The 18,833-nt window shown below is 70.8% G+C and carries 14 protein-coding genes and 1 pseudogene; 3 read left to right on the top strand and 12 right to left on the bottom strand.

The window, feature by feature from the left end; translation table 11 throughout:
* Nucleotides 1–110: 110 nt before the first annotated feature.
* The 12 genes and pseudogenes from ACH4KB_RS23300 to ACH4KB_RS23245 form a co-directional block, all read right to left on the bottom strand.
* The gene (locus ACH4KB_RS23300; RefSeq protein WP_398067808.1) at nucleotides 111–1,136 is read right to left on the bottom strand and encodes a ParB/RepB/Spo0J family partition protein; all 1,026 of its coding nucleotides are present in this window, start codon (nucleotides 1,134–1,136) and stop codon (nucleotides 111–113) included.
* The gene (locus ACH4KB_RS23295; RefSeq protein ID WP_398067807.1) at nucleotides 1,133–2,287 is read right to left on the bottom strand and encodes a ParA family protein; all 1,155 of its coding nucleotides are present in this window, start codon (nucleotides 2,285–2,287) and stop codon (nucleotides 1,133–1,135) included. The genes ACH4KB_RS23300 and ACH4KB_RS23295 overlap by 4 nt, the downstream gene beginning before the upstream one ends.
* 1,121 nt (nucleotides 2,288–3,408) lie before the next feature.
* Nucleotides 3,409–4,179: a class I SAM-dependent methyltransferase gene (locus tag ACH4KB_RS23290; protein ID WP_398067806.1), complete on the bottom strand. Its 771-nt coding sequence runs from the start codon at nucleotides 4,177–4,179 to the stop codon at nucleotides 3,409–3,411.
* Between the two features lie 105 nt (nucleotides 4,180–4,284).
* Nucleotides 4,285–5,043, bottom strand: a complete 759-nt coding sequence (locus tag ACH4KB_RS23285) for an SDR family oxidoreductase (RefSeq protein WP_398067805.1) — start codon at nucleotides 5,041–5,043, stop codon at nucleotides 4,285–4,287.
* Nucleotides 5,040–5,924: a TauD/TfdA family dioxygenase gene (locus ACH4KB_RS23280; RefSeq protein ID WP_398067804.1), complete on the bottom strand. Its 885-nt coding sequence runs from the start codon at nucleotides 5,922–5,924 to the stop codon at nucleotides 5,040–5,042. Before ACH4KB_RS23280 ends, ACH4KB_RS23285 begins: the two co-directional genes overlap by 4 nt.
* Before the next feature lie 84 nt (nucleotides 5,925–6,008).
* Nucleotides 6,009–7,277 (bottom strand): aspartate aminotransferase family protein, encoded by a 1,269-nt coding sequence (locus ACH4KB_RS23275; RefSeq protein ID WP_398067803.1) that lies wholly within the window; start codon nucleotides 7,275–7,277, stop codon nucleotides 6,009–6,011.
* 64 nt (nucleotides 7,278–7,341) lie between these two features.
* On the bottom strand, nucleotides 7,342–8,973 hold the full coding sequence (locus ACH4KB_RS23270; RefSeq protein ID WP_398067802.1) for an SDR family oxidoreductase: 1,632 nt from the start codon (nucleotides 8,971–8,973) through the stop codon (nucleotides 7,342–7,344).
* Nucleotides 8,936–11,413 (bottom strand): AMP-binding protein, encoded by a 2,478-nt coding sequence (locus ACH4KB_RS23265; protein ID WP_398067801.1) that lies wholly within the window; start codon nucleotides 11,411–11,413, stop codon nucleotides 8,936–8,938. Before ACH4KB_RS23265 ends, ACH4KB_RS23270 begins: the two co-directional genes overlap by 38 nt.
* A gap of 126 nt (nucleotides 11,414–11,539) precedes the next feature.
* Nucleotides 11,540–12,594: pseudogene (locus ACH4KB_RS23260) on the bottom strand (TniB family NTP-binding protein).
* Nucleotides 12,582–14,639: a Mu transposase C-terminal domain-containing protein gene (locus ACH4KB_RS23255; RefSeq protein WP_398067800.1), complete on the bottom strand. Its 2,058-nt coding sequence runs from the start codon at nucleotides 14,637–14,639 to the stop codon at nucleotides 12,582–12,584. Before ACH4KB_RS23255 ends, ACH4KB_RS23260 begins: the two are co-directional and overlap by 13 nt.
* Complete coding sequence (locus ACH4KB_RS23250; protein WP_398067868.1) at nucleotides 14,639–15,355, bottom strand: TnsA-like heteromeric transposase endonuclease subunit; 717 nt, start codon at nucleotides 15,353–15,355, stop codon at nucleotides 14,639–14,641. The genes ACH4KB_RS23255 and ACH4KB_RS23250 overlap by 1 nt, the downstream gene beginning before the upstream one ends.
* Before the next feature lie 142 nt (nucleotides 15,356–15,497).
* Nucleotides 15,498–16,088, bottom strand: a complete 591-nt coding sequence (locus ACH4KB_RS23245; protein WP_398067799.1) for a helix-turn-helix domain-containing protein — start codon at nucleotides 16,086–16,088, stop codon at nucleotides 15,498–15,500.
* A gap of 122 nt (nucleotides 16,089–16,210) precedes the next feature.
* On the opposite strand from ACH4KB_RS23245, the gene ACH4KB_RS23240 reads away from it, so the two are divergent.
* The 3 genes from ACH4KB_RS23240 to ACH4KB_RS23230 are packed head-to-tail and all read left to right on the top strand — an operon-like array spanning nucleotide 16,211 to nucleotide 18,479.
* Nucleotides 16,211–17,047, top strand: coding sequence for an EamA family transporter (locus ACH4KB_RS23240; RefSeq protein ID WP_398067798.1), 837 nt, complete (start codon nucleotides 16,211–16,213; stop codon nucleotides 17,045–17,047).
* Between the two features lie 30 nt (nucleotides 17,048–17,077).
* On the top strand, nucleotides 17,078–17,725 hold the full coding sequence (locus tag ACH4KB_RS23235) for an FMN-binding negative transcriptional regulator (RefSeq protein WP_398067797.1): 648 nt from the start codon (nucleotides 17,078–17,080) through the stop codon (nucleotides 17,723–17,725).
* A 43-nt stretch (nucleotides 17,726–17,768) separates the two neighbouring features.
* On the top strand, nucleotides 17,769–18,479 hold the full coding sequence (locus ACH4KB_RS23230) for a B3/4 domain-containing protein (RefSeq protein WP_398067796.1): 711 nt from the start codon (nucleotides 17,769–17,771) through the stop codon (nucleotides 18,477–18,479).
* Nucleotides 18,480–18,833 lie beyond the last annotated feature (354 nt).

The following is an 18,833-nucleotide window of genomic DNA, read 5'->3' as shown; positions in this document are numbered from 1 at the left end:
GGGAGCCTCCTTGTGGAGCAAGTTGTGGGGGTGTTCGGGGGTGCGGGCCGATGGGCGGTGAGCGTCCCTGTCGTGCTTCGTCGGCACGGCAGGGACGCTTCCGCGTGGCCTCACTCCTGGGTGAGGAGTTTGGCGAGGGTGCGCCGGTCCTCAGCGGTCATGTGCTGGCGGGCCAGCTTGTTCAGCGCGTGCGGGTTGTGCCACGGGAGGTGCGTCGGGGAGTGCTGGTCCGTGGCGGGACTGATTACGGCGTTATCAGTCGTGGGCTCAGGCTGTTCGGCCGTTGGCGTTCCTGCCTCGGGGACCTCGGTGGGCTTGCTGATAACGGCGTTATCGGCGGGGGAGTCCCGTCGGCTCTGTGCCTGCGGCTGCTCGGGGGCGATAACGGCGTTATCAGCGGGCGGGGGAGAAGCAGGCGAGCTCTGCTTCTTCTTCTTCGCGGCGGTCTGTTCAGCTCGCGCGTCCGCCACTGCGCGCTGTTCCTGCGGCGCGTGCTTGGCCAGCCCCCGCACGTGCTCGACCTTGCGCCGGCCTGCCTCCAGATCTGCCTGGAGCTCGGGAGCCAGTTCCAGCAGGGACAGGCGCTGTGAGATGTAGGGCTGGGTGACGCCGAGCCTCTTGGCTGCCTTGTGCTGGGAGCCGTAGAACGCCACCAACGTCTTCAGCGCCGCGGCTTCTTCCAGATCGGAGAGGTTCTCCCGCTGGGCGTTCGCGACGAAGGCGGACTCCAGGAGAGCCTCGTCCGTGGTGACCCGCGCGTCGTCGACGGTGACCTTTATCGTCGCGAGCCCTGCCGCCCGGGCGCCCGCCAGGCGCCGGTGCCCGTCCACGACGACGAAGCTCGCTCCGGGCTCAAGCTCCGAGGCACGCTCTGGACGGTCCCGCAGGTATGCCTCGATGGACGCGACGGTGATCGACTGGATCTGCCCGACCTCGCTGAGGCTGGCGGCCATGCCGGAGACATCGCCCAGGGTCTCGCGGGGGTTGTCGGGGTTGGCGCTGATCTCAGTGAGCGGCAGTTCGTTGGGGTCGACGGTTCCGAAAGCCTGGTCGGTCAGCTGGCGCCGGACGCTGCGGGCCTTCCCGGCCCGGGCGAACGACGATGATGCGCCCAGCTGGTCTTCCTTGGAACTCATGAAATCTGCCTCGCGATCTCCCGCATGCCCGTCGACTGGTCACAGTGGGGGGCGTGTTCCAGCAGCGGCATACGCTTGCGTACGGCTTCTCGCTGTTCCTTGAGGTCGCCGATCACGGCGAGCACCTTCGGGTCCCCGAGGTTCCGCCATTCCCGGAGGGAGGATGTGGCGACGACGCCCCGTCGGCTGTCGTAGAGGTTGACCACGATCCCGAGGTACTCGATCTCCAGGTTCAGATCCTCGCGCAGGGACTCGATCTGGTCGGCCAGCATGGCGTAGGCCGTTGCCGACGAGTCCTCCGCCAGAACGGGGATGACCATGCCGGAGATCCCCTCGGCTTCTCCCTGGCGGCGACGCCCGTAGTAGATCGCGGCGTCGGTCGCCATGCCCAGGCTCGGCGGGCAGTCGATCACGATCGCGTCGAAGTCCTTCTCCAGCGGCTGCAGGGCTCGCTCCAGCGCGGCTTCCTTGTTCCTCATCCGCGCGACCGCGATCTTCGCGTCGAGAAGGAACCCGTCCGGGCAGGCCGGCAGCACATGAAGGCGCTTCTCGAAGCGAGGGGACTCGATCGTGACGACAAGGTCCTTCAGCTGGCCCTTGCCTTCGCCGCACATGTGCAGCACCAGGCTGTCCGTTCCCGGGGGGAGCTGCTCCACACCGAGCTGGTCGCTGAGGTGCCCTTGCGGGTCGTAGTCCACCAGCAGCACGCGCATGCCGTCCTCGGCCAGCGCCTGCGCCACGCCTGCGGCAACCGCCGTTTTCCCCACACCGCCCTTCTGGTTTATGACGACCTTGCGCTGAACGACGCCGGTGACAGGACGGTGTCTTGGGGAGGGGTTGGCTCTCAGCCAGGTCTGTACTGACTGGGCGAGGCCTTGGACGAACGGCATGCCGTCGCGTCCGTTGCAGGTTCTTTTGAGATCCTCCCACTGCCCCGGGGGCAGCCATGTGGAGAAGGAGCTGGAGCCTGAGGTGTCGACGGCAGGGCAGTCGCCGGGCGCTGATGCGCGCCAGGCGGTGATGCCGGCGGACACGGCGTCCTGGATGTCGATGCCGAGTTCGGCGGCACGAACCTTGAGGTCCTGGCGCAGCCAGGACGGCAGCTTGGAGACGACCTTCTCTCTGTCTCCGGCAGTACTTGGAGTGACCATGAGGTCAGCTTACTAACCAATACCGAAAAGGGACCAACCCCCTGCTCAACACGCGTGGCGCACCCAGGCCCTGATGAACCGTCTCGCTGAAAGTGAGCCAGCCTCGATCGATCTGAGTCATCAAGCCCGACGTGGTTCACCTGAGCGAGGCGGGCCACCTGACACCACAGCACCCGGCCGACCACGCCCCCGGCGCCCATGCCACATCACCGGCCGACCGCGACCAGCGCCAGCCCAGACTCAGACTCGTGCTGTGCAGGGCCGAAGGCCTCGATCCGTCGGCCAACTGCCGATAACGCCGTTATCGGCAGCAGTACATGACGAACGGTGCCAACTGGCTTCAGCGCTCACGAATGTTCTGTCTCATCTGACCAGGGGCCAGTCTCTGAAGCTTCCCCAACGCCTGCACCTTCGAGGAACCGGTACGCGTGCGCGGCCGGACAGTGCGAACTGACCTATGAGCGCCTGCCCTTGGGTATCAGCAGCTCACATTCCGCGCACTGGGTTCCGTACGTCGGGTTGTCGGAGTCTCCTTCTGCGCTGCGCGAGGGGGCTGGCGTGACCGGTGTGACCGGTATCTCGGGGGCCCCCGCGCACATGAGCCTATCGGCGGTTCCAACCGCCTGGGGCTGCGTTCTGTCCAGTGACCGAAAGGAGGGGGCCTGGGGGAGGGATCCGAAAGAACAGCTACTGAGGAAGTTTCGGTCGCTCGAGGGTCGCTGCAGTAGAAGTGCAGGTCAGGACGGTCCAGGAAAGCCAAACAGCGACTGAAGCGACTGAAGGCTTCTATCTATGACGCGCACACGCGCACGCGAATGTCCTCATAAAGTCCGAGCTTGAGTCGCTTGGGTCGCTCTGGGGAGACTCGCACGGCTCTGAGCTGCGGATTTGTGAAAGCGACTCAGGGGATCTCCAGTCGCTGAGACGCTGGATTCCTCGGTCGCTGGGGGACTGCCATCGTGATCGACCCCGCGACTGAGAGGGGAGAGGGCGGGGGGGGGGGGGGGGGGGGGGGGGGGGGGGCCCCCCCCCCCCCCCCCCCCACGTCCGCACCACGGCCGACCTGTCCCGTGCGGTTGCATCCGTCCCCCGCCCGGGCCGGCCCGGTGCCGTTCACCGGTTCAGCGAACGGCCACCAGGACGCTGTCGTCGCCGCACTGCCAGACGGTGGCCGCACCGCTGAAACCGGCTTCGCGGAGGAGCGCTGTCTGGGCGGCGGTCGTCAGTCCGTTGGGCTGCCTGAAGGTGCGGTGCGCGATCGGTGAGCGGGCCCGGGCCTCGGTGAGCGGGGCGAGTTCCGGGGCGGAGAGGAAGGTCTTCCACCAGCCCGCCCAGGCCTCGCGGCCCTGACGGCCCGTCCGGTGGGCGCGGCGGGCCCGGACGTGACGGGCGATGTCGATCAGCTCCGGGTCGTCTGCCGGCCTGCGGTTGTCGGCGTCGACGAAGACGCCTCCGGGGCGCAGCCGAGCGGCCAGGGTGCGGTAGAGCGCGGCGAGTTCGCCGGGGTCGAGCCAGTGGAGCGCGGTGGACGAGACGGCCGCGTCCCAGGGCGCCGGTGCGACGGCGTCGGCCCAGCCGGGTGCGGTGAGGTCGCGCGCCAGGAGGCGGATGTCCGTGCCCGCGACGGCCTCCTCCGCGAGGCCGAGGAGGAGCGGGTCCGCGTCGACGCCGACGGTGTCGGCCCGCGGGAAGGCACGGGCCAGCCGGGTGGTCAGCGAGCCGGTGCCGCAGCCCAGGTCCACCAGGAGCGGCCGGGCGGCCGTCCCGCTCCGGTCGAGGGACCGGCCGACGATGTCGATGACGACCTGGAAGCGTTCCTCCCGGTCCGGGCTGTAGCGCTCCTGCTGCTCGTCCCAGCGGTGCAGCCAGGTGCGGGCGGTCTCGCCGAGCATGTTCGCCTCTTTCGGTCGAGGGGCGGGGAGTGTGTCGTACGGCGCGATGGACGGGGGCGGGGCGGGACCCGGCGTGGCCGGGGCCGCCCGCCTGCCGCAGGGTGCTCAGCCACGGCCGACGAAGGGCATCGTGGTGGGGAGGACGGTGAGGGACTGCACATTGGTGGTGACGGGCAGGGAGGCCATCAGCAGGAGGGCGTCGGTGAAGTGGGACACCGGCAACGTCGCCTCCACCGCCTTGGAGCCGTCGGCCTGACGTGCGGGAGGCTGCGGGGCGCCGTCCGGGGGCTCCACGTTCCCCACGTCCAGCTGGCCGCAGGCGATGTTGTGGGCGCGGCCGTCGAGGGAGAGCGAGCGGGTCAGGCCGAGGACCGCGTGCTTCGCCGCGGTGTAGGCGGCGGAGTGCGGGCGGGGTGTGTACGCGGACGGCGCGCCGTTGTTGATGATCCGCCCGCCGGAGGGGTTCTGCTCGCACATGACGCGGAACGCTTCCCGCGAACAGAGGAACGTGCCGGTGACGATCGTGCCCAGCACCCGGTTCCAGTCGTCGAGGGCCACCTCGGCCACGGGGACGCGGGGCGCCGGGGCCCCGGCGTTGTTGAAGAGCAGATCGACCCTCCCGTACCGGTCGCGGGCGGCCCGGAACAGCGCCGCGACCTCGTCGGGGCGGGTGATGTCGGTGGGGACGGCGAGAGCGTGCTCGTCCCCTCCCGGGGAGAGGGCCGCGGTCCCGTCCAGGGCGTCGGGGCGCCGGCCGGCCAGCACCACGTTCCAGCCCCGGCCCAGCAGGGCCAGGGCGGCGGCACGGCCCAGCCCGCTTCCCGCGCCGGTGACGACTGCCGTACCACTTACGGCGCCCCTCATGCCGCCACCTCGTCCAGCCACAGGCGCAGAACCCGTCGGTGGTGCGGTTCGGGGCTGTCGGTGAACGGGGAACGACCGTGCATGACGCGGCTGTTGCGGATGATCAACAGGTCTCCGGAGGTCAGGGTGACCGGGTAGGCGGTCTCCGGGCGGTTGAGGACCCCGTCCAGGACGTCCAGCGCCTCGGCACGTGCGGCGTCGAGCGGGGGACGCCCGTCGCGCCCGGCGGAGGCCCGCACCGTACGGGACTGGTAGTAGCAGGTGACGGCGGAGTCCGGTCCGGTGGTGAGGATCGGGGTGCGGACGAGCTGGCTGCCCGCGCGGCCGGTGCGGTCGAAGTACCACTCCTGGCCGAGGAGTTCCAGTACGTCCGGGCGTTCGGCGGCGAGGACGTCATGGATGTACGGCGCTCCGGCCACACGTGTCGCGCCGCCCCGGGCGGCCGGCCGCAGACAGAGCAGGACGAGGAGGTCGCAGGTGTCGCAGTGGAAGGCGATCTCGTCCGGGTCCCCCTCCCGGCGCCGCAGCACCTGCGTCAGGTCGCCCGCACCGTTCTGCGGCACGATCTCGCCGAAGTCCCGGACGAGCCGGGAGACCCGCTCGGTGACGTCCGCCTCCTGGCGGACGTCCGCGACAGGGCCGGCGGGGAAGAGGTGCCGCACGAGGGCGAACCCGAAGGCGTCGAGCCCCGTGCGGATGCGGGAGCGCAGGTCTTCCCAGACCGGGTCGGGCTCCCTTCCCGGGCCGCCGGCGGCCGACCACAGCCGGGCGCGGTCCTGCTCGGTCGGTGCCAGGCGCCACACCTCGTGCCCGGCCTTGAGCCTGCTGGTGTCCCAAGCCCCGGAGGGGGCGGGTGCGTTGACGCGCGAAGCGTTCTCCATCGGGGTCCCTTCCGCTGTCCTGTACGTCGTGCCGGTCCGGCCCGCACCGGGCGGGGACCGGACCGATGCCGCGGCGCGTGCTGTTCAGTCCTGTTCCCGGACGGCGGCCTCCACGGCCTTCGACCAGAGGGCGAGCGCCTCGTCGATCTGCTCGCCGGTGACGGTCAGGGCGGGGATCATCCGGACGGTGTTCCCCCAGACCCCGCAGGTCAGCAGCAACAGGCCGAGCTCGGCGGCGGCCTGCTGGGCCCTGCCCGCGGTGTCCGGGTCGGGCGACCCGTCGGGCCGGCGGAACTCGCTGCCCAGCATCAGCCCACGCCCGCGGACGTCGGCTACGGCCGGGGTCCGCGCCGCGACGGTGTGCAGGCCGCGGGCGAGCCGTATGCCCTGCTCGGCCGCGTTGGCGACCAGCTTCTCGTCGCGGATGACGTCGAGGGTGGCGAGGGCGGCCGAGCAGGCGACGGCGTTCCCGCCGTACGTTCCGCCGTGGGAGCCGGGGCGGGCGAGGCTCATGAGATCGGCGCGCGCGGCGATCGCCGAGAGGGGAAACCCGCTCGCCAGGCCCTTGGCCGTCACGAGGATGTCGGGGGTCGCGGCCCCGGTCTCGTACTCGTGCGCCCAGAACCGGCCGGTGCGGCCGAACCCGCACTGCACCTCGTCCAGGACGAGGACGATGCCGTACCGGTCGGCGCGTTCGCGCAGTCCGGCGAGGAAGCCGTCGGGGGCGGGCACGTAACCGCCTTCGCCCAGTACGGGCTCCACGACGAACGCGGCGGTCTCCTCCGGGGCGCTGGTGGTGGCCAGGACCCGGTCGAGACCCCGTAGGGCGTACTCCACCGCGGCGGATTCGTCCAGGCCGAGGTCGAAGGCGTGCGGGAAGGGCGCGACCGCGACGCCCGGCATCAACGGGCCGGTGCGCGCCCGGAAGCGGGAGCCGGCAGTGGTGAGGGAAGCGGCGCCCATGGTCCGGCCGTGGAAACCTCCGTCGAAGACGACTGCGCCCGGGCGCCCGGTGGCCTGCCGGGCGAGCCGCAGCGCCGCCTCCACGGCCTCGCTCCCGGAGTTGGCGTAGAAGAGGGTGTCCAGGCCCTCGGGCAGGACCTCGCCCAGGCGTTCGGTCAGGGTGAGCAGCGGTTCGTGCAGGACGGTCGTGTACTGGCCGTGGATCAGCCGGCCCGCCTGTTCGCGGACCGCCTCGACGACCCGCGGATGGCAGTGGCCGGTGCTGGTCACGCCGACGCCCGCGGTGAAGTCGAGGTGGCGTCGCCCCTCCGCGTCGTAGAGGTACAGCCCTTCCCCTCGGACGGCGGTGACGGGAGTGGCCTGCTTCAGTACGGGTGACAGCCGGGGCATGGTTCACCTCACGGTTCGGGGGCCTGCGGCGGGAGCCTGCGGCCCGTGACGGGAGCACGTGCGCTCAGTGGCCGGCGAGGCCGGGCCGGGGCAGGAAGCCGGACTCGGTGGCCCAGGCCAGCGCGGAGGCCCACCACCGGGGCGTCGGGGCGGTGAACCGGACCCCCAGCCGGTCGAGTACGGCAAGGGTGTGCGAGGAGTCGGTTCGCACGTTGCGGTCCTCCAGCAGACTCCAGGCCACGGCCAGCCGGACCTCGTCGGGGTGGTCGCCTTCCGCCCGGTCCAGCGCGGCTGCGAAGTCCTTCGCGTCGCGCAGCTCGATCCGGTGGCCGGACCGCCTTATCCAGCCCACCAGTTCGTCGTGGCCGACCTGGTGCGGGGTCTCGACATGGTGGGCCCCGGGGGCCGCGTCCGCGTACAGGGCCAGAGCCGCGATCCCGGCGGCCACCGTGTCCACGTGACTGAAGGCGAACGTCGCCCCCTCCAGACGCGGGGCGGCTCCGGCCAGCAGATAACCGCGCAGGGTCTGGTAGACGCGGTTGGTGGCGATGCCCCCGTGGAACGCGCCGGTGCGGCTGTGGGCGGCGACGTGACCGCTCCGGTGGATGTGGCAGCGGCGGCCGGAGGCGGCCCAGGCGCGGACCGCCTCCTCGGCGAGGAACTTGGACCGCTCGTACGGGGTGCGGAAGTGCTGGCCGATGCGCAGATCGGCCTCGCTGAACCGGCGGTTGGGGGCCGCCGGGTCGATCCCGCCGGCCACGGCGAGCGTCGAGATGTGGTGGAACCGGACCCCGCCCATGGCCTCGGCGTCGATCCAGGCCAGCAGCCGCCGCACCCCGTCGTGGTTGACGCGTTCCAGTTCCTCGGGCGGGGCGACCAGGCGGACGTCGGCGGCGGCGTGGACCACGACCTGGGCGTCCCGGGCGAGGGCACGCCCGGCCGCGGAGAGGCCCAGCCCTTCGCGGCCGATGTCCCCGGCCACCACCCGCAGACCGGGCGAGACGCGGCGCAGCCGGCCGGCGGCGTCCTCGTCGCGCTCTCCGCGTACCAGACAGGTGACCTGCGCGCCGCGCTCCAGCAGGGCGTCGAGGAGGTGACCGCCCACATAGCCCGTCGCCCCGGTGAGCAGTACGCGGGCCGGTTCGCGCACCACGCGGACCGTGGGGGACGGGGACGGGGACGGGGGCGGGGAGAGGGGCGCCCCCGTGTGGAGGGGCTGACCGGAGGTGGAGCGGGCGAGCCGGACCGGGCGGGGCGCCGTGGCGGCGGCCGTGGCCGCGACCACCTGGGCGAACCGGGCCATGACCCCGTCGGCTTGGGTGTCGGGGACATCCGGCCGGGCGTGTACGAGGTCGGTCACCAGCCTGCCCTCGACGATGCGGGCCGTCAGCCGCAGCCGGTACACCGGATCGCCGCTGGGACACCGTGCGGTGCCCACCTGCTCCGCGGCGGGGTACCAGCCCAGAGCCGGCTCGGCCGGCAGCCGGAACGTACCCAGGAAGTTGAAGGCGGCCTCGGGACGCGGTCCGCCGATGTCCATCGGGAGCAGGCGCGCACGGCGCAGCCGGAGCTCCGCCCGGGAGACACGCGCCGCGATTCCGGCGTCGGGCTCCCGCTCCGCGATCCTGGTGTCGGGCTCAGCGGTTCCGGTGCCGGGCTCAGCGGTTCCGGTGCCGGACTCCGTGCCGGCCGCCATGGCCGGGGGGGTCGGCGCTCACCCGGGTGATCGCGGTGAACCAGCCGACGGTGTCGAGGTGTTCGCCGCTGGTGTCCCGGCCGTGTGTCTCCACTTCGACGAGCGTCCGTGCGGCGGGGAGCCGGCCGGGGCCCCCGGCTCCGCCCCGGTCCGCGTCGCGGGTGACGACCGCGTCCGCGAACGCGGTGAACAGCAGCGCCTCCAGCCGCCGGGAACCCCCGTACCGTTCGACGAGACGGGCGGTGGCCTTCTCGTCGAGGCCCCAGCTCACCGTCCCCGGCGGGGGAGGGGAGCCGGACCGGTCCCCGGGCGGCCGGGTGGCCGGGCCACCGATCGGGAAGGGGCTCACCGGCAGCGCCTGCTCGGGCCTGCTCGCGGCCCACCGGTAGAAGTCGGCCGCGGGCGGCAGACCGGGTGGCCGGCCCGACAGCGCGGCGCGGTAGGCGTGCGCCAGGTCGTCGAGGATGACGCGCCACGACAGCCCGTCGACGACGAGGTGATGGGCGATCAGCGCCAGCCGGTCGTCGGTGCCCGGATCGCCTGAGAAGAGATGGAAGCGGATGAGGCGGCCGGCCTCGGGGTCGAGGCTCCGCTGTAGTTCGGTCCCCAGGGCCGCGATCTCCTCCGCGACGTTCCCGGGGTGCTGGAGGTGGGAGAAGCCGACGAGATCCAGCTCGTCCAACGGCCGGGGAGCCCCCGGCCCCTGCGGGCCGACGGGGCGGCGCAGCGCGGGGTGACGCTCCACCACGGCCGCCGCCGCGGTGACGAGAGCGGCCGGGTCGACGTTCCTCGCGCAGCGGAGCAGCACCGACTGGTTCCAGTGGCGGGGGTTGTCGACGCCCTGGCCGAAGAACCACCGCTGGGCGGGGGCGAGCGCGCCGGGCCAGCCGGGCAGGTCCGTGCCGGGCTCTTCGGCAGCGGCCCGCGGGGCCGTCGCGCGTACGGCGGCCGCCAGACGGCGGGAGGTGGGGTGGCGGTAGAAGTCCGCGTAGGCGGCGTGGTGTCCCTGGCGGCGGAGCTGGGAGACCGTGCGCATGGCGAGTATGGAGTCGCCGCCCAGCTCCAGGACGTCGGCGTCCGGATCCACCGCGGGCAGGCCCAGGGCCTCGGCCCAGAGCTCCGCTATCTCCCGTGCCAGGGGCGCCACTTCGGGCCCGGAAGACGGCGGGTTCCCGGCCCGTCCGGCCAGCACGGCGTCGAGGGCGGCCGCCAGCCGTGCGGTGTCCAGCTTCCCGTTGGGGCCGAGAGGGAACTTCCTGAGCACGATGAGCGGCTGGGGCACGGAGTACGCGGGCAGGCGGCTGCCGAGGTGCGCACGCACGGCGTCGAGCAGCCGGTGCTCCTCCACCGCACCGTCGGCGGGCAGGACGGCGGCCAGCAGCCGGTTGCCGGTGGCGGTGCCCCGTACGACGACGGCGCAGCGCTCGACGCCGGGGACCTGCCGGACGAGGTGCTCGACCTCGGCGGGGTCGACCAGATAGCCCCGGATCTTCGTCTGCCGGTCCAGCCGGCCGAGGAAGACGATCTGCCCGTCGGGACGCCGTCGGCAGAGGTCGCCGGTGCGGTACGTACGGGCCCCTCCGCGCGGGACGAAGCGCCGTGCGGTCTGCTCGGGACGGCCGAAATACCCGGCGCTGACGCCGCGCCCCCCGATGTGGAGGTGGCCGGACTCGCCGTCGGCGACGGGCGACCCGGCACTGTCGAGCAGGTCGAGGGTCGCCTCGCCCAGCGGCGTGCCGATCGGGACCGTCTCCTCGTCCTCCGGCAGTTCCCCGGCCGATGTGGCGAGGAAACAGGCCGCCCCGACCGTCGTCTCGGTCGGGCCGTAGTGGTTGAGGAGCCGGTGGACCCCCTCGTCGTGCAGCAGCGAGGCGCCCAGGGACCGGGGGAGGGCCTCACCGCCGAGGATCAGCGTCCCCGGGCGGTAGGGAGCCGTCCCGCGCCGCGGGCCCGGGCGGTCCCTCCAGAGCTCCGCCATGTGGGAGGGGGTCGTCTTCACGACCGAACACCCCGCTTCGCGCAGCGCCGCCCAGCAGGCGGGGGCATCCCTGGCGTGCTCGTCGCCGACGACATGGGTGCGCCCGGCGGTGGCGAGGGCCAGCAGCCAGCTGGTGTGTCCCAGGTCGGCGGCGAGCGTGGTGAGGTGGGCGACACATGGCGCGTCCGCCTCGGTGAGCTCCAGCCTGTCGCGCAGCGCCAGCGCGTAGTGCACCGCGTTGCCGTGGGTGACGACGACGGCCTTGGGCTCGCCGCCCGAGCCCGAGGTGAAGGAGAGATAGGCGGGATCGTCGCTTCCGACGCGAGGAGCGGGACGGTCCGGTGGAGGCGGTCCGAACGGTGCGGCGAGGAGGACGCCGGGGTCGGCGCGTTCGACGTACCGGACCCCGGCGGCCGATACGGCCCGGACCTCCTCGTCCGACAGCGCGGTGGTGGTGAGCACCCCGGCGGAGACTGGGCCTGATGTGGTTGGCCCTCGCGAGTTCGCTGATATAGGCGTCGATGGTCTGGGCAGGTCGTGGGCGGACTTTCATGGGCAGAGGACGGAGCTGCCGTCGGGGTGAATCGCTCACCGGTGAGCTCGCGCGATGGCAGGAACGCTGCTCTCCGCAGCGAAGTCGAGGGGAACCGCAGCCAGGCTGTCTCGGGTGATCTTTTCGGTGCCGGAGAGGATGGCGTCGATGGCAGCACCACGGATCTGATGGGAGAGACCGCCGATCATGCCGCCGGTCCGATCGTGGAGATAGCGGTCCAAGGCGGCGAGAGTGCCCGCGGCGTGGTCTCGGAGCATGAGCGTGTTCTCCAGGGCGGCGACCAGGCTCTTCCACTCGGTGTTGTAGGGGAAGGGATGTGTGGGGATGAGGGTGAAGCGTCCGGCGATCTGGGCTCCGCGTGTCCCGGAGAGCAGGGTGGTCTGCTCGATGTTGATTCCCGCGTAGACGAACGTGGCTGGGATGCGCTCAGAGAAGTATTTGAGCGTGTCGGCGACCTCGGTGCCGTGCCGGGTGGTTAGTGAGATGTTGTGGAGTTCGTCGACCAGCACAGGCCCGTGCGGGCGTCGGTGCAGACACCGACGACGGATTCGATGATGTCGGTGATGTTCCAGGACCGGCGAACTGGCAGGCCGAGAAAGCGGGCGAACTCCGCAGCGATCATGCGAGCTGTCGCGGCGGGCGGGACGGTGATGTAGACGACTGGGATCCGCTCTGCGCGGCCTGGGTGGCGGGCCCGGTTGAGTAGCTCGTGTGAACGTCCGAGCTGAGTGATAGCGATGGTCTTGCCCGTTCCGGCCGGGCCGGAGTCGATCAAACCTCGACGAGCGCTGATGGCATGTCGGTTGACCAGAACAAGGCGGCGTCCGCAGGTGACGGTGTGCCGGACGGTGGACGTTGCGACGACCAGCAGCCGTGCGTGGTGATCGAGGCGGTTCTCCTCGTCGATCTCCCTTTGCGCCGGGGAGAGCTGTGCGTACTCCGTTCCGGAGAACAGAGCTGGAACTGGTGGCTCTTCGCGGAGGAACTGCCGCCATCCGTCCAATGTAGTGAGATACCGGCCCGCTTCTTCCTCGGCGTCTTCGAGGAAGCCTCCTGGTATGGGGCCGTCGTCGTTCATCAATGTCTCCATGGATCTTCAAGCGGGTCGAACAGGCCCAGCGGAACGACGTCGGCCAACGGCTCGTCCGGCAAAGGGCCTTCGTCCGAACCGGGTTCGGTGGGTGAGACAGGTTTCGGCGGTGCACTGGGGCTGCTGGCCCGCGTGCGGGCAGCGACGCGGCGCTCCCTGGCCTTCCGTTTCGGTTTGGCCGACTGCTCGGGACCTGAATGGGCCCGAGCTAACAGCGAGGCGACCGCTTCAGAGATCTCTGCCTCGGTGGCCTCGGGGAGTCCCTGACGAGCATGGTCCCAGGCAAGTTCCCCGAAGGGGGCCGGGACACGGTGCAGGTGCTTCCAGGTGGCTTCGATCCATCCGGTGCCGGTGCGGTGATCGCGTACCCAGATCCGGGAGACGTCGTAGGGGTCGAGATGGACCTCCCACAATCCCTTCTTCGCCACGATTCCTGAGTGCTGGCGCCGCAGTCCCGCAAGTTCTGGGCTGTCATAGGTGCGGCGCTTGATCCTGATCCCGTAGTCGTTGACCACCCTCCAGGCCGCCGGCAGCAGTTCGACGTAGTCCTCGCTGCTGAGCGCGACCGGGACGTATCCGCATGCCTCCACCAGCGCGGCGTACTTCTCGTTGGGTGTGAACGCCCGCCCTGGAACAGCTGGGTCTCTGAGCCCGTCGTGCTCGCGGTTCTGCCACTTCGCAACGATCCACTCGTCCAGGAGCTCTTGCAGTTCCAGCAAGGACCACAACGGCTCCTTCTCCAGGTGCCGCCCGCGGCGGTCGGTATTGCGGCCGGTGTAGCCGGGGAGGAACTGCGTGAACAGAGTGCCCACGGAGGCCAGCATTTTCTCGATGTGCCCCTTCTCGAAGGGCGAGCCCTTGTGCGCGGGCTGGACATCGATCTCCAGGAACCGGCAGGAGGCAAGGAAGTTCCGAGAGATGAACGCCTTCCCGTGATCGCAGACGATCATCTCCGGGACAATCACCGGCCGCGCGGCGGCGTGCTCCAACCGCTCATCCAGCGTCATCAGCCGGCGATGCGGCAGGACCGACCGCGACATCCTCAACGCGTCCACCCAGCCCGGCCTCATCATTTCCGGAGTGACCGTGCGGGCCAGCAACACGCTCGCGTCCACCGACTTGGTCGTGGGCCGCAGCACCGCTGCGGTCACCGTCCTGGTGGCGACGTCGATCATTCCGGTGAGCTCGACCTTGCCGACCACCCCGTCGTCCAGGCGGACCAGCACGTCCAGCGGGGTCGAGTCGATCTGCATCACCTCGCCCGGCGCGAAGGCTGGCAGTTCCCCGAACGGCGCTGTCGCGCCGTGCGCCCGTGACCGGCGGGTCACTGCCGATCCGGTGGTGTGGGTGCCAGTTGTCAGCTTGGCGAGGAGGCGGTAAAGGGTAGCTCGGGAAGGAAGTTGGACCAGTCGGCCTTCCTCGGTGGACTTGAGGATCTCGCCCGTGCGCCACAACAGGAACGTGCCCGTGCGGGTGGAGTTGTCGACGGCCTCGCCGATCGCCTGCCGCATCGCGGCGACCACCCGATCGTCCACCGCTCTGTGGGGAGGTGTCTTGCGTACTGGGCGGTGATCTGCGACCCCGAGCACGCCACCGCTCTGGTAGCGGCGCCGGTAGTTGCCGACCGTGCTCACGCTCGCCTTGTACCCGGCGGCTGTCAGCTCGGCCGCCTTGGCCCGCTCCCGTGCGGTCAACGACCGCGTCGGCGCGTACTCCGGTCTCGGCTCGGTGCCCTGCGGGGCATCAGTGGACTGTCCGTGCAGGATCTCCAGGATGTGGCCCTCCCACCACAGAGCCTTCTCCAGCACTGGCTGCGGAAGCGTTTCCAGCAGCGACACCGGCGGCAGCGGCATCCGGCCCGAGAGGTCCACGATCTCGAAGTCGCCGTCGGCGAACAGGACCGCCGGCGGCACCAGCCTGGGCTCACCACCCAGCTCGGAGAGCGTGACGGCACGGCCGGTGACCGCTAGCACCAGGCGGACCTGCCCCTCGAACCGAATCCGTTCACCAACCGCGAGCCCGTCCGGACGCGCGAGTCTGCCCATCATCGCCTCCCCGAGGTGTGCACCAGGCTGTCCGAGCCCAGCAACCTCCCGGCCACGTCCGCCACCAGCACTCCAGACCACAGGAGATGGAACAGCACCGGCAGCACCATCAGCGGATCGCCCGCTTGAGCGGCACCCGCCCGCAGCGGAACCGGCTCGTCGAAGACCTTCACCAACAGGTCGGCAATGTCCTGCCGTCGTCCGCACCGGCGCCTGCGATACCGCGACAGCCATTTCATGTTCGCCATCAGCACCGGATCCGGCACCCCCACACGGGCGAACTCCCAGCTCACCGCGTCACAGGCCCGCCCCGTCGCGTCGAAGGACGCCGCAGCCGCGTCGTCGATCCGGTCTCCAGCACGGACGTCGACAACCCGGCCCCGGCCGTCCGCGAGCCGTACGAAATAGTCCGGCGCGTGGCGCCGCTTGCGCGTCCCGTCGTGCCAATGGAGCCAGAACGGCTGCGACGCGATGCCCAACACTTCGGGATCCGCATCGAGCAGGATCAACCGGTCCCGCTCCAGCCACGACTCGTAACCCACGTGAGCCCCTGTGGTCGCCGAGTAGTACCACCCCGCAAAACTCCCACCACCCTTGGGCCACCGGAACTTCCGCACAGGAGGCACCTGCTCGAACCGAACGTTCCAGCCAGCGCCCAGCGGTCTCCGACTCAGGGCTTCACCCTCGTAAAACTCCAGGTCAAAGGCGGCCAGCACTAGATCCGAGCAGACACCTGCGAGCTCCCCCACCACACCCCGCCGCCCCAGTAGCATGCGCCACTCAAACTTCAATGAGACGAACCTACCGGTCACCAAGATTCAGTGCTGCCGGTGACGCCATGCCAGTGGACCTTGATCCTCAGGTGGACGGTCCTTGAGCGGGTCCGGGTGGGATGTGGACTGTCATGATCAGGCGGCAGGTTACGGTGCCCGCGCCGCGGTAGGTGTGGGGGACGTCGCCGTCGAACGTGGCGGTCTGTCCTGCCTCGACCGGGTGCTCGGTGCCGTCAGCGATGAGGATCATCTGTCCGGCGGTGACGCTGAGGGTTTCTACGACGCCGGCTTGGTGGGGGTGGCTGGGGTAGTCCTCCCCGGGTTCCAGTTTCCAGCGCCAGACCTCGACCGGGGCCGGTCCCGAGGTGGTCAGCATGAGCCGCGCCTCGCTGCCCTTTCCCCCGGCCCACAGAGGCATGACCGTGTCGGCGGACACGACCCGGACCCGGCCCTCGGACGGTCCCTCCATGAGTGCGGACACCGAGACGCCGAGGGTGTCGGCGAGGCGCACCAGGGTGGCGAAGTTCGGGTTTCCCTGCGCTTTCTCCAGAGCGACGAGCGCGCCCTTGCTGACTTTGGCCCGGCGGCCGAATTCGTCCAGGGATAGCCCGGCGCGGTTTCGGGCGGTGCGGACGTTGTGCGCGAGCGTCCGCAGCGCGTCTTCGGTCTGGGCCATCGCTGTCGTCCCTCCAGGCGGATGGTTCATTTTGCTGGTCCGTGCGGTCGTTCAGTTGACTATCTACGGTCGGTGCGTTGTACGGTGTAGTCGTTCCATTGATAGTAAGGGATGTACTACCTGTGTTCGCTCTGCTGCTTGCCCTGGGCAGTTCTCTGGCCTATGGATGCGCCGATTTCCTCGGCGGTCTGGGTGCCCGCAAGGCCCATGTCCTGCGCACGGTGATGATCGCTGCCCCGGCCTCGCTCACCGTCGAGCTGCTGCTGTGGCCCGTGCTCGGCGCCTCCTTCGCCCCGGCCACCCTCGCCTGGGGCGCCGCGTCCGGCGTCGCATCGGCCGCGGCGTTCGCCCTGCTCTACAAGACCCTCGCGATCGGCCCGATGAACGTGCTGTCCCCGATCACCGCGCTGGTGTCGGCGATGCTGCCGGTCGGCGTCGGTCTGGTGCAGGGCGAGCATCTGGGGCCGGCCGGGCTGCTCGGCTTGCCGTTGGCGCTGGCGGCAGTGGTGCTGGTCAGCGCCGGGCACGGCGCGAAGGCAGCCCGTCCCTCGCGGACCGCGCTGCTGCTGGCCTTCGGTGCCGGGGCCGCGATCGCCCTGCAGCTGGTTTTCCTGCACCAGGCGCCGTCCGACAGTGGGGTGGGACCGCTGATCATCGGCCGTACGGTGTCCTCCGCCGTCACCCTGGCCGCCGCCGCGGTGATGTTCCGGCGCCTGGGCGCGGAGAAGCCCGCGTACGGGATCTCGGCGGCGGCCGGTGTCCTGGACTCGGTGGCCAACCTGCTGTTCCTGCTCGCCGCCCGCAGCGGCGACCTGGCCGTCGTCGCGATGATCACCGCCCTGTACCCGGCCGGCACCGTCCTGCTCGCCCGCGGTGTCCTGGCCGAACGCATCCACCGCGGCCAGCTGATCGGTCTGGGCACCGCCGCCGTCGCGGTCAGCCTCCTCGCCCTCACCTGAAGCACCGCCCCTCCCCGGAAGGAGTCCGGAATGTTCATCCAGCCCTGGGACGCAGCCCTCGACGACGCCGAGTGGCAGACCTGGATCGCCGACGGTCACGACTTCGGCATCCTCAGCGTCAACGGCCCGCCCGGACACGCACCGATCGTCGTGCCGACCCACTTCACCGTCGACGGCACGGCCCTGCTCGTGCATCTCGCCCGCCCCAACCCGGTATGGAAGGCGATCGAGGCTGACCCGAACGTCACCTTCACCGTCACCGGCGACTACGCCTTCATCCCCGGATCCTGGCGCGCCAAGCCCGGCACCGAGCCTACCGAAGGCGTCCCCACCAGCTACTACGCCGCAGTCCAGTTCACCTGCCAGGCCAGCATCGTCGACGACCCGGCGGCCAAGGCCGAGCTGCTGCGCCAGCAGATGACCCACTTCCAGCCCGACGGCGATCACGCCCCCATCGATCCCGACCAGCCGCCCTACGGGCGGATGCTGCCCGGCATCCGCGGCCTGCGCCTCGGCGTCGCCGAGGTGCGGGCGAAGTTCAAGTACGACGACCACAAACCCGTCGAGCAGCGCACCGACACCGCACGCCAACTCACCGAACGCGGCACCGCCCTGGACGCGCCCACCGCCGCCCAGCAGCTCCGCCGCCTGGACCGTATCGGTACCTGGAAGTCGTGACCCCACCGCCCCTGCCCGCCCTCCCGGAACGGAGCCTCCCACCATGACCGCTTTCCGCATCAGCCCCGCCGTCGCCGACGCCTTCCCCGACACCCTGATCGCCGTCGTCACCGCCACCGGCCTCAACGGCCACGAGCCCTGGCCCCACACCACCACCGCCGTGGAAGGCCTGGAGCAGGATCTCGCCAACGGCACCTGGGCCCCCGCCGACGAAAGCGACCCGCGCATCGAGGCGTGGCACACCGCCTACCGCTCCTTCGGCACCAACCCCCGCCGCACTCGCCCCAGCGTCGACGCCCTCGGCCGCCGCATGACCAAGAAGGGCACCCTGCCCCGGATCAACCCGGCCGTCGACTCCTACAACACCGTCTCCGTCCGCCACGGCCTGCCCGCCGGAGCCTTCGACCTCGACCACGTCACCGGCGACGTCGAAATCCGCTACGCCAAGGGCACCGAAACCTTCACCCCCCTTGGCGAACCCGACACCGTCGAGAACCCCAAGCCCGGCGAGATCATCTACACAGACACCACCGACGTCCTCACCCGGCACTGGAACCACCGCGACGCCCACCGCACCCGCGTCACCGAAGACTCCACCCGCGTCGCCTTCGTCCTCGAAACCCTCAACGCCACCCGCGACGGCCAACTCCTCACCACCACCGCCGCCGAAGAACTGCACGGCCTGCTCGCCCCGCACGCCGGAGCCACCACGGTCCACTACCTCACCCCGAAGCAGCCACAAGCCACCATCTGAGACCGCGCCCACGAATCCGGTCCGTCACCTCGACAGCTTTCGCCACTCAACCTTCAGTGAGACGAACCTGCCGGTCACCAAGGTTCAGTGAGAACACTCAACCTTCCATGCGACAGGACAGCCCGGCGTGCCCCGCCGAGAGGCGCCTGGCTTGAATTATTCGAACGTTCGAGCGAATATCGAAGAGCGTGGGCAGGTCGACCGGTAGGTGAGGGCGGGTCGGCGGCGGTGCGGGTGGGTCTGGATCTGGCTGCCGGCCTGGTGGTGAGCGATCCGGGGTCGCGTGCGGCCCCGCGTGCTCGCCGTGCTGCTGGAGTCGGCGTCGGTGTCCCCGCCGCGCCGGTTCCGTGCGTT

This window comes from Streptomyces sp. NPDC017520 (genome assembly GCF_044329855.1).
GTDB lineage: Bacteria > Actinomycetota > Actinomycetes > Streptomycetales > Streptomycetaceae > Streptomyces.
Note: the sequence above shows the minus strand (reverse complement) of the source record. Positions and strands in the feature narration are given on the sequence as shown.

Excerpts from the sequence above, each read along its gene's own strand:
- ACH4KB_RS23300 (WP_398067808.1), bottom strand. The coding sequence starts at position 1,136 with ATGAGTTCCAAGGAAGACCAGCTGGGCGCATCATCGTCGTTCGCCCGG.
- ACH4KB_RS23295 (WP_398067807.1), bottom strand. The coding sequence starts at position 2,287 with ATGGTCACTCCAAGTACTGCCGGAGACAGAGAGAAGGTCGTCTCCAAG.
- ACH4KB_RS23290 (WP_398067806.1), bottom strand. The coding sequence starts at position 4,179 with ATGCTCGGCGAGACCGCCCGCACCTGGCTGCACCGCTGGGACGAGCAG.
- ACH4KB_RS23285 (WP_398067805.1), bottom strand. The coding sequence starts at position 5,043 with ATGAGGGGCGCCGTAAGTGGTACGGCAGTCGTCACCGGCGCGGGAAGC.
- ACH4KB_RS23280 (WP_398067804.1), bottom strand. The coding sequence starts at position 5,924 with ATGGAGAACGCTTCGCGCGTCAACGCACCCGCCCCCTCCGGGGCTTGG.
- ACH4KB_RS23275 (WP_398067803.1), bottom strand. The coding sequence starts at position 7,277 with ATGCCCCGGCTGTCACCCGTACTGAAGCAGGCCACTCCCGTCACCGCC.
- ACH4KB_RS23270 (WP_398067802.1), bottom strand. The coding sequence starts at position 8,973 with ATGGCGGCCGGCACGGAGTCCGGCACCGGAACCGCTGAGCCCGGCACC.
- ACH4KB_RS23255 (WP_398067800.1), bottom strand. The coding sequence starts at position 14,639 with ATGGGCAGACTCGCGCGTCCGGACGGGCTCGCGGTTGGTGAACGGATT.
- ACH4KB_RS23245 (WP_398067799.1), bottom strand. The coding sequence starts at position 16,088 with ATGGCCCAGACCGAAGACGCGCTGCGGACGCTCGCGCACAACGTCCGC.
- ACH4KB_RS23235 (WP_398067797.1), top strand. The coding sequence starts at position 17,078 with ATGTTCATCCAGCCCTGGGACGCAGCCCTCGACGACGCCGAGTGGCAG.
- ACH4KB_RS23230 (WP_398067796.1), top strand. The coding sequence starts at position 17,769 with ATGACCGCTTTCCGCATCAGCCCCGCCGTCGCCGACGCCTTCCCCGAC.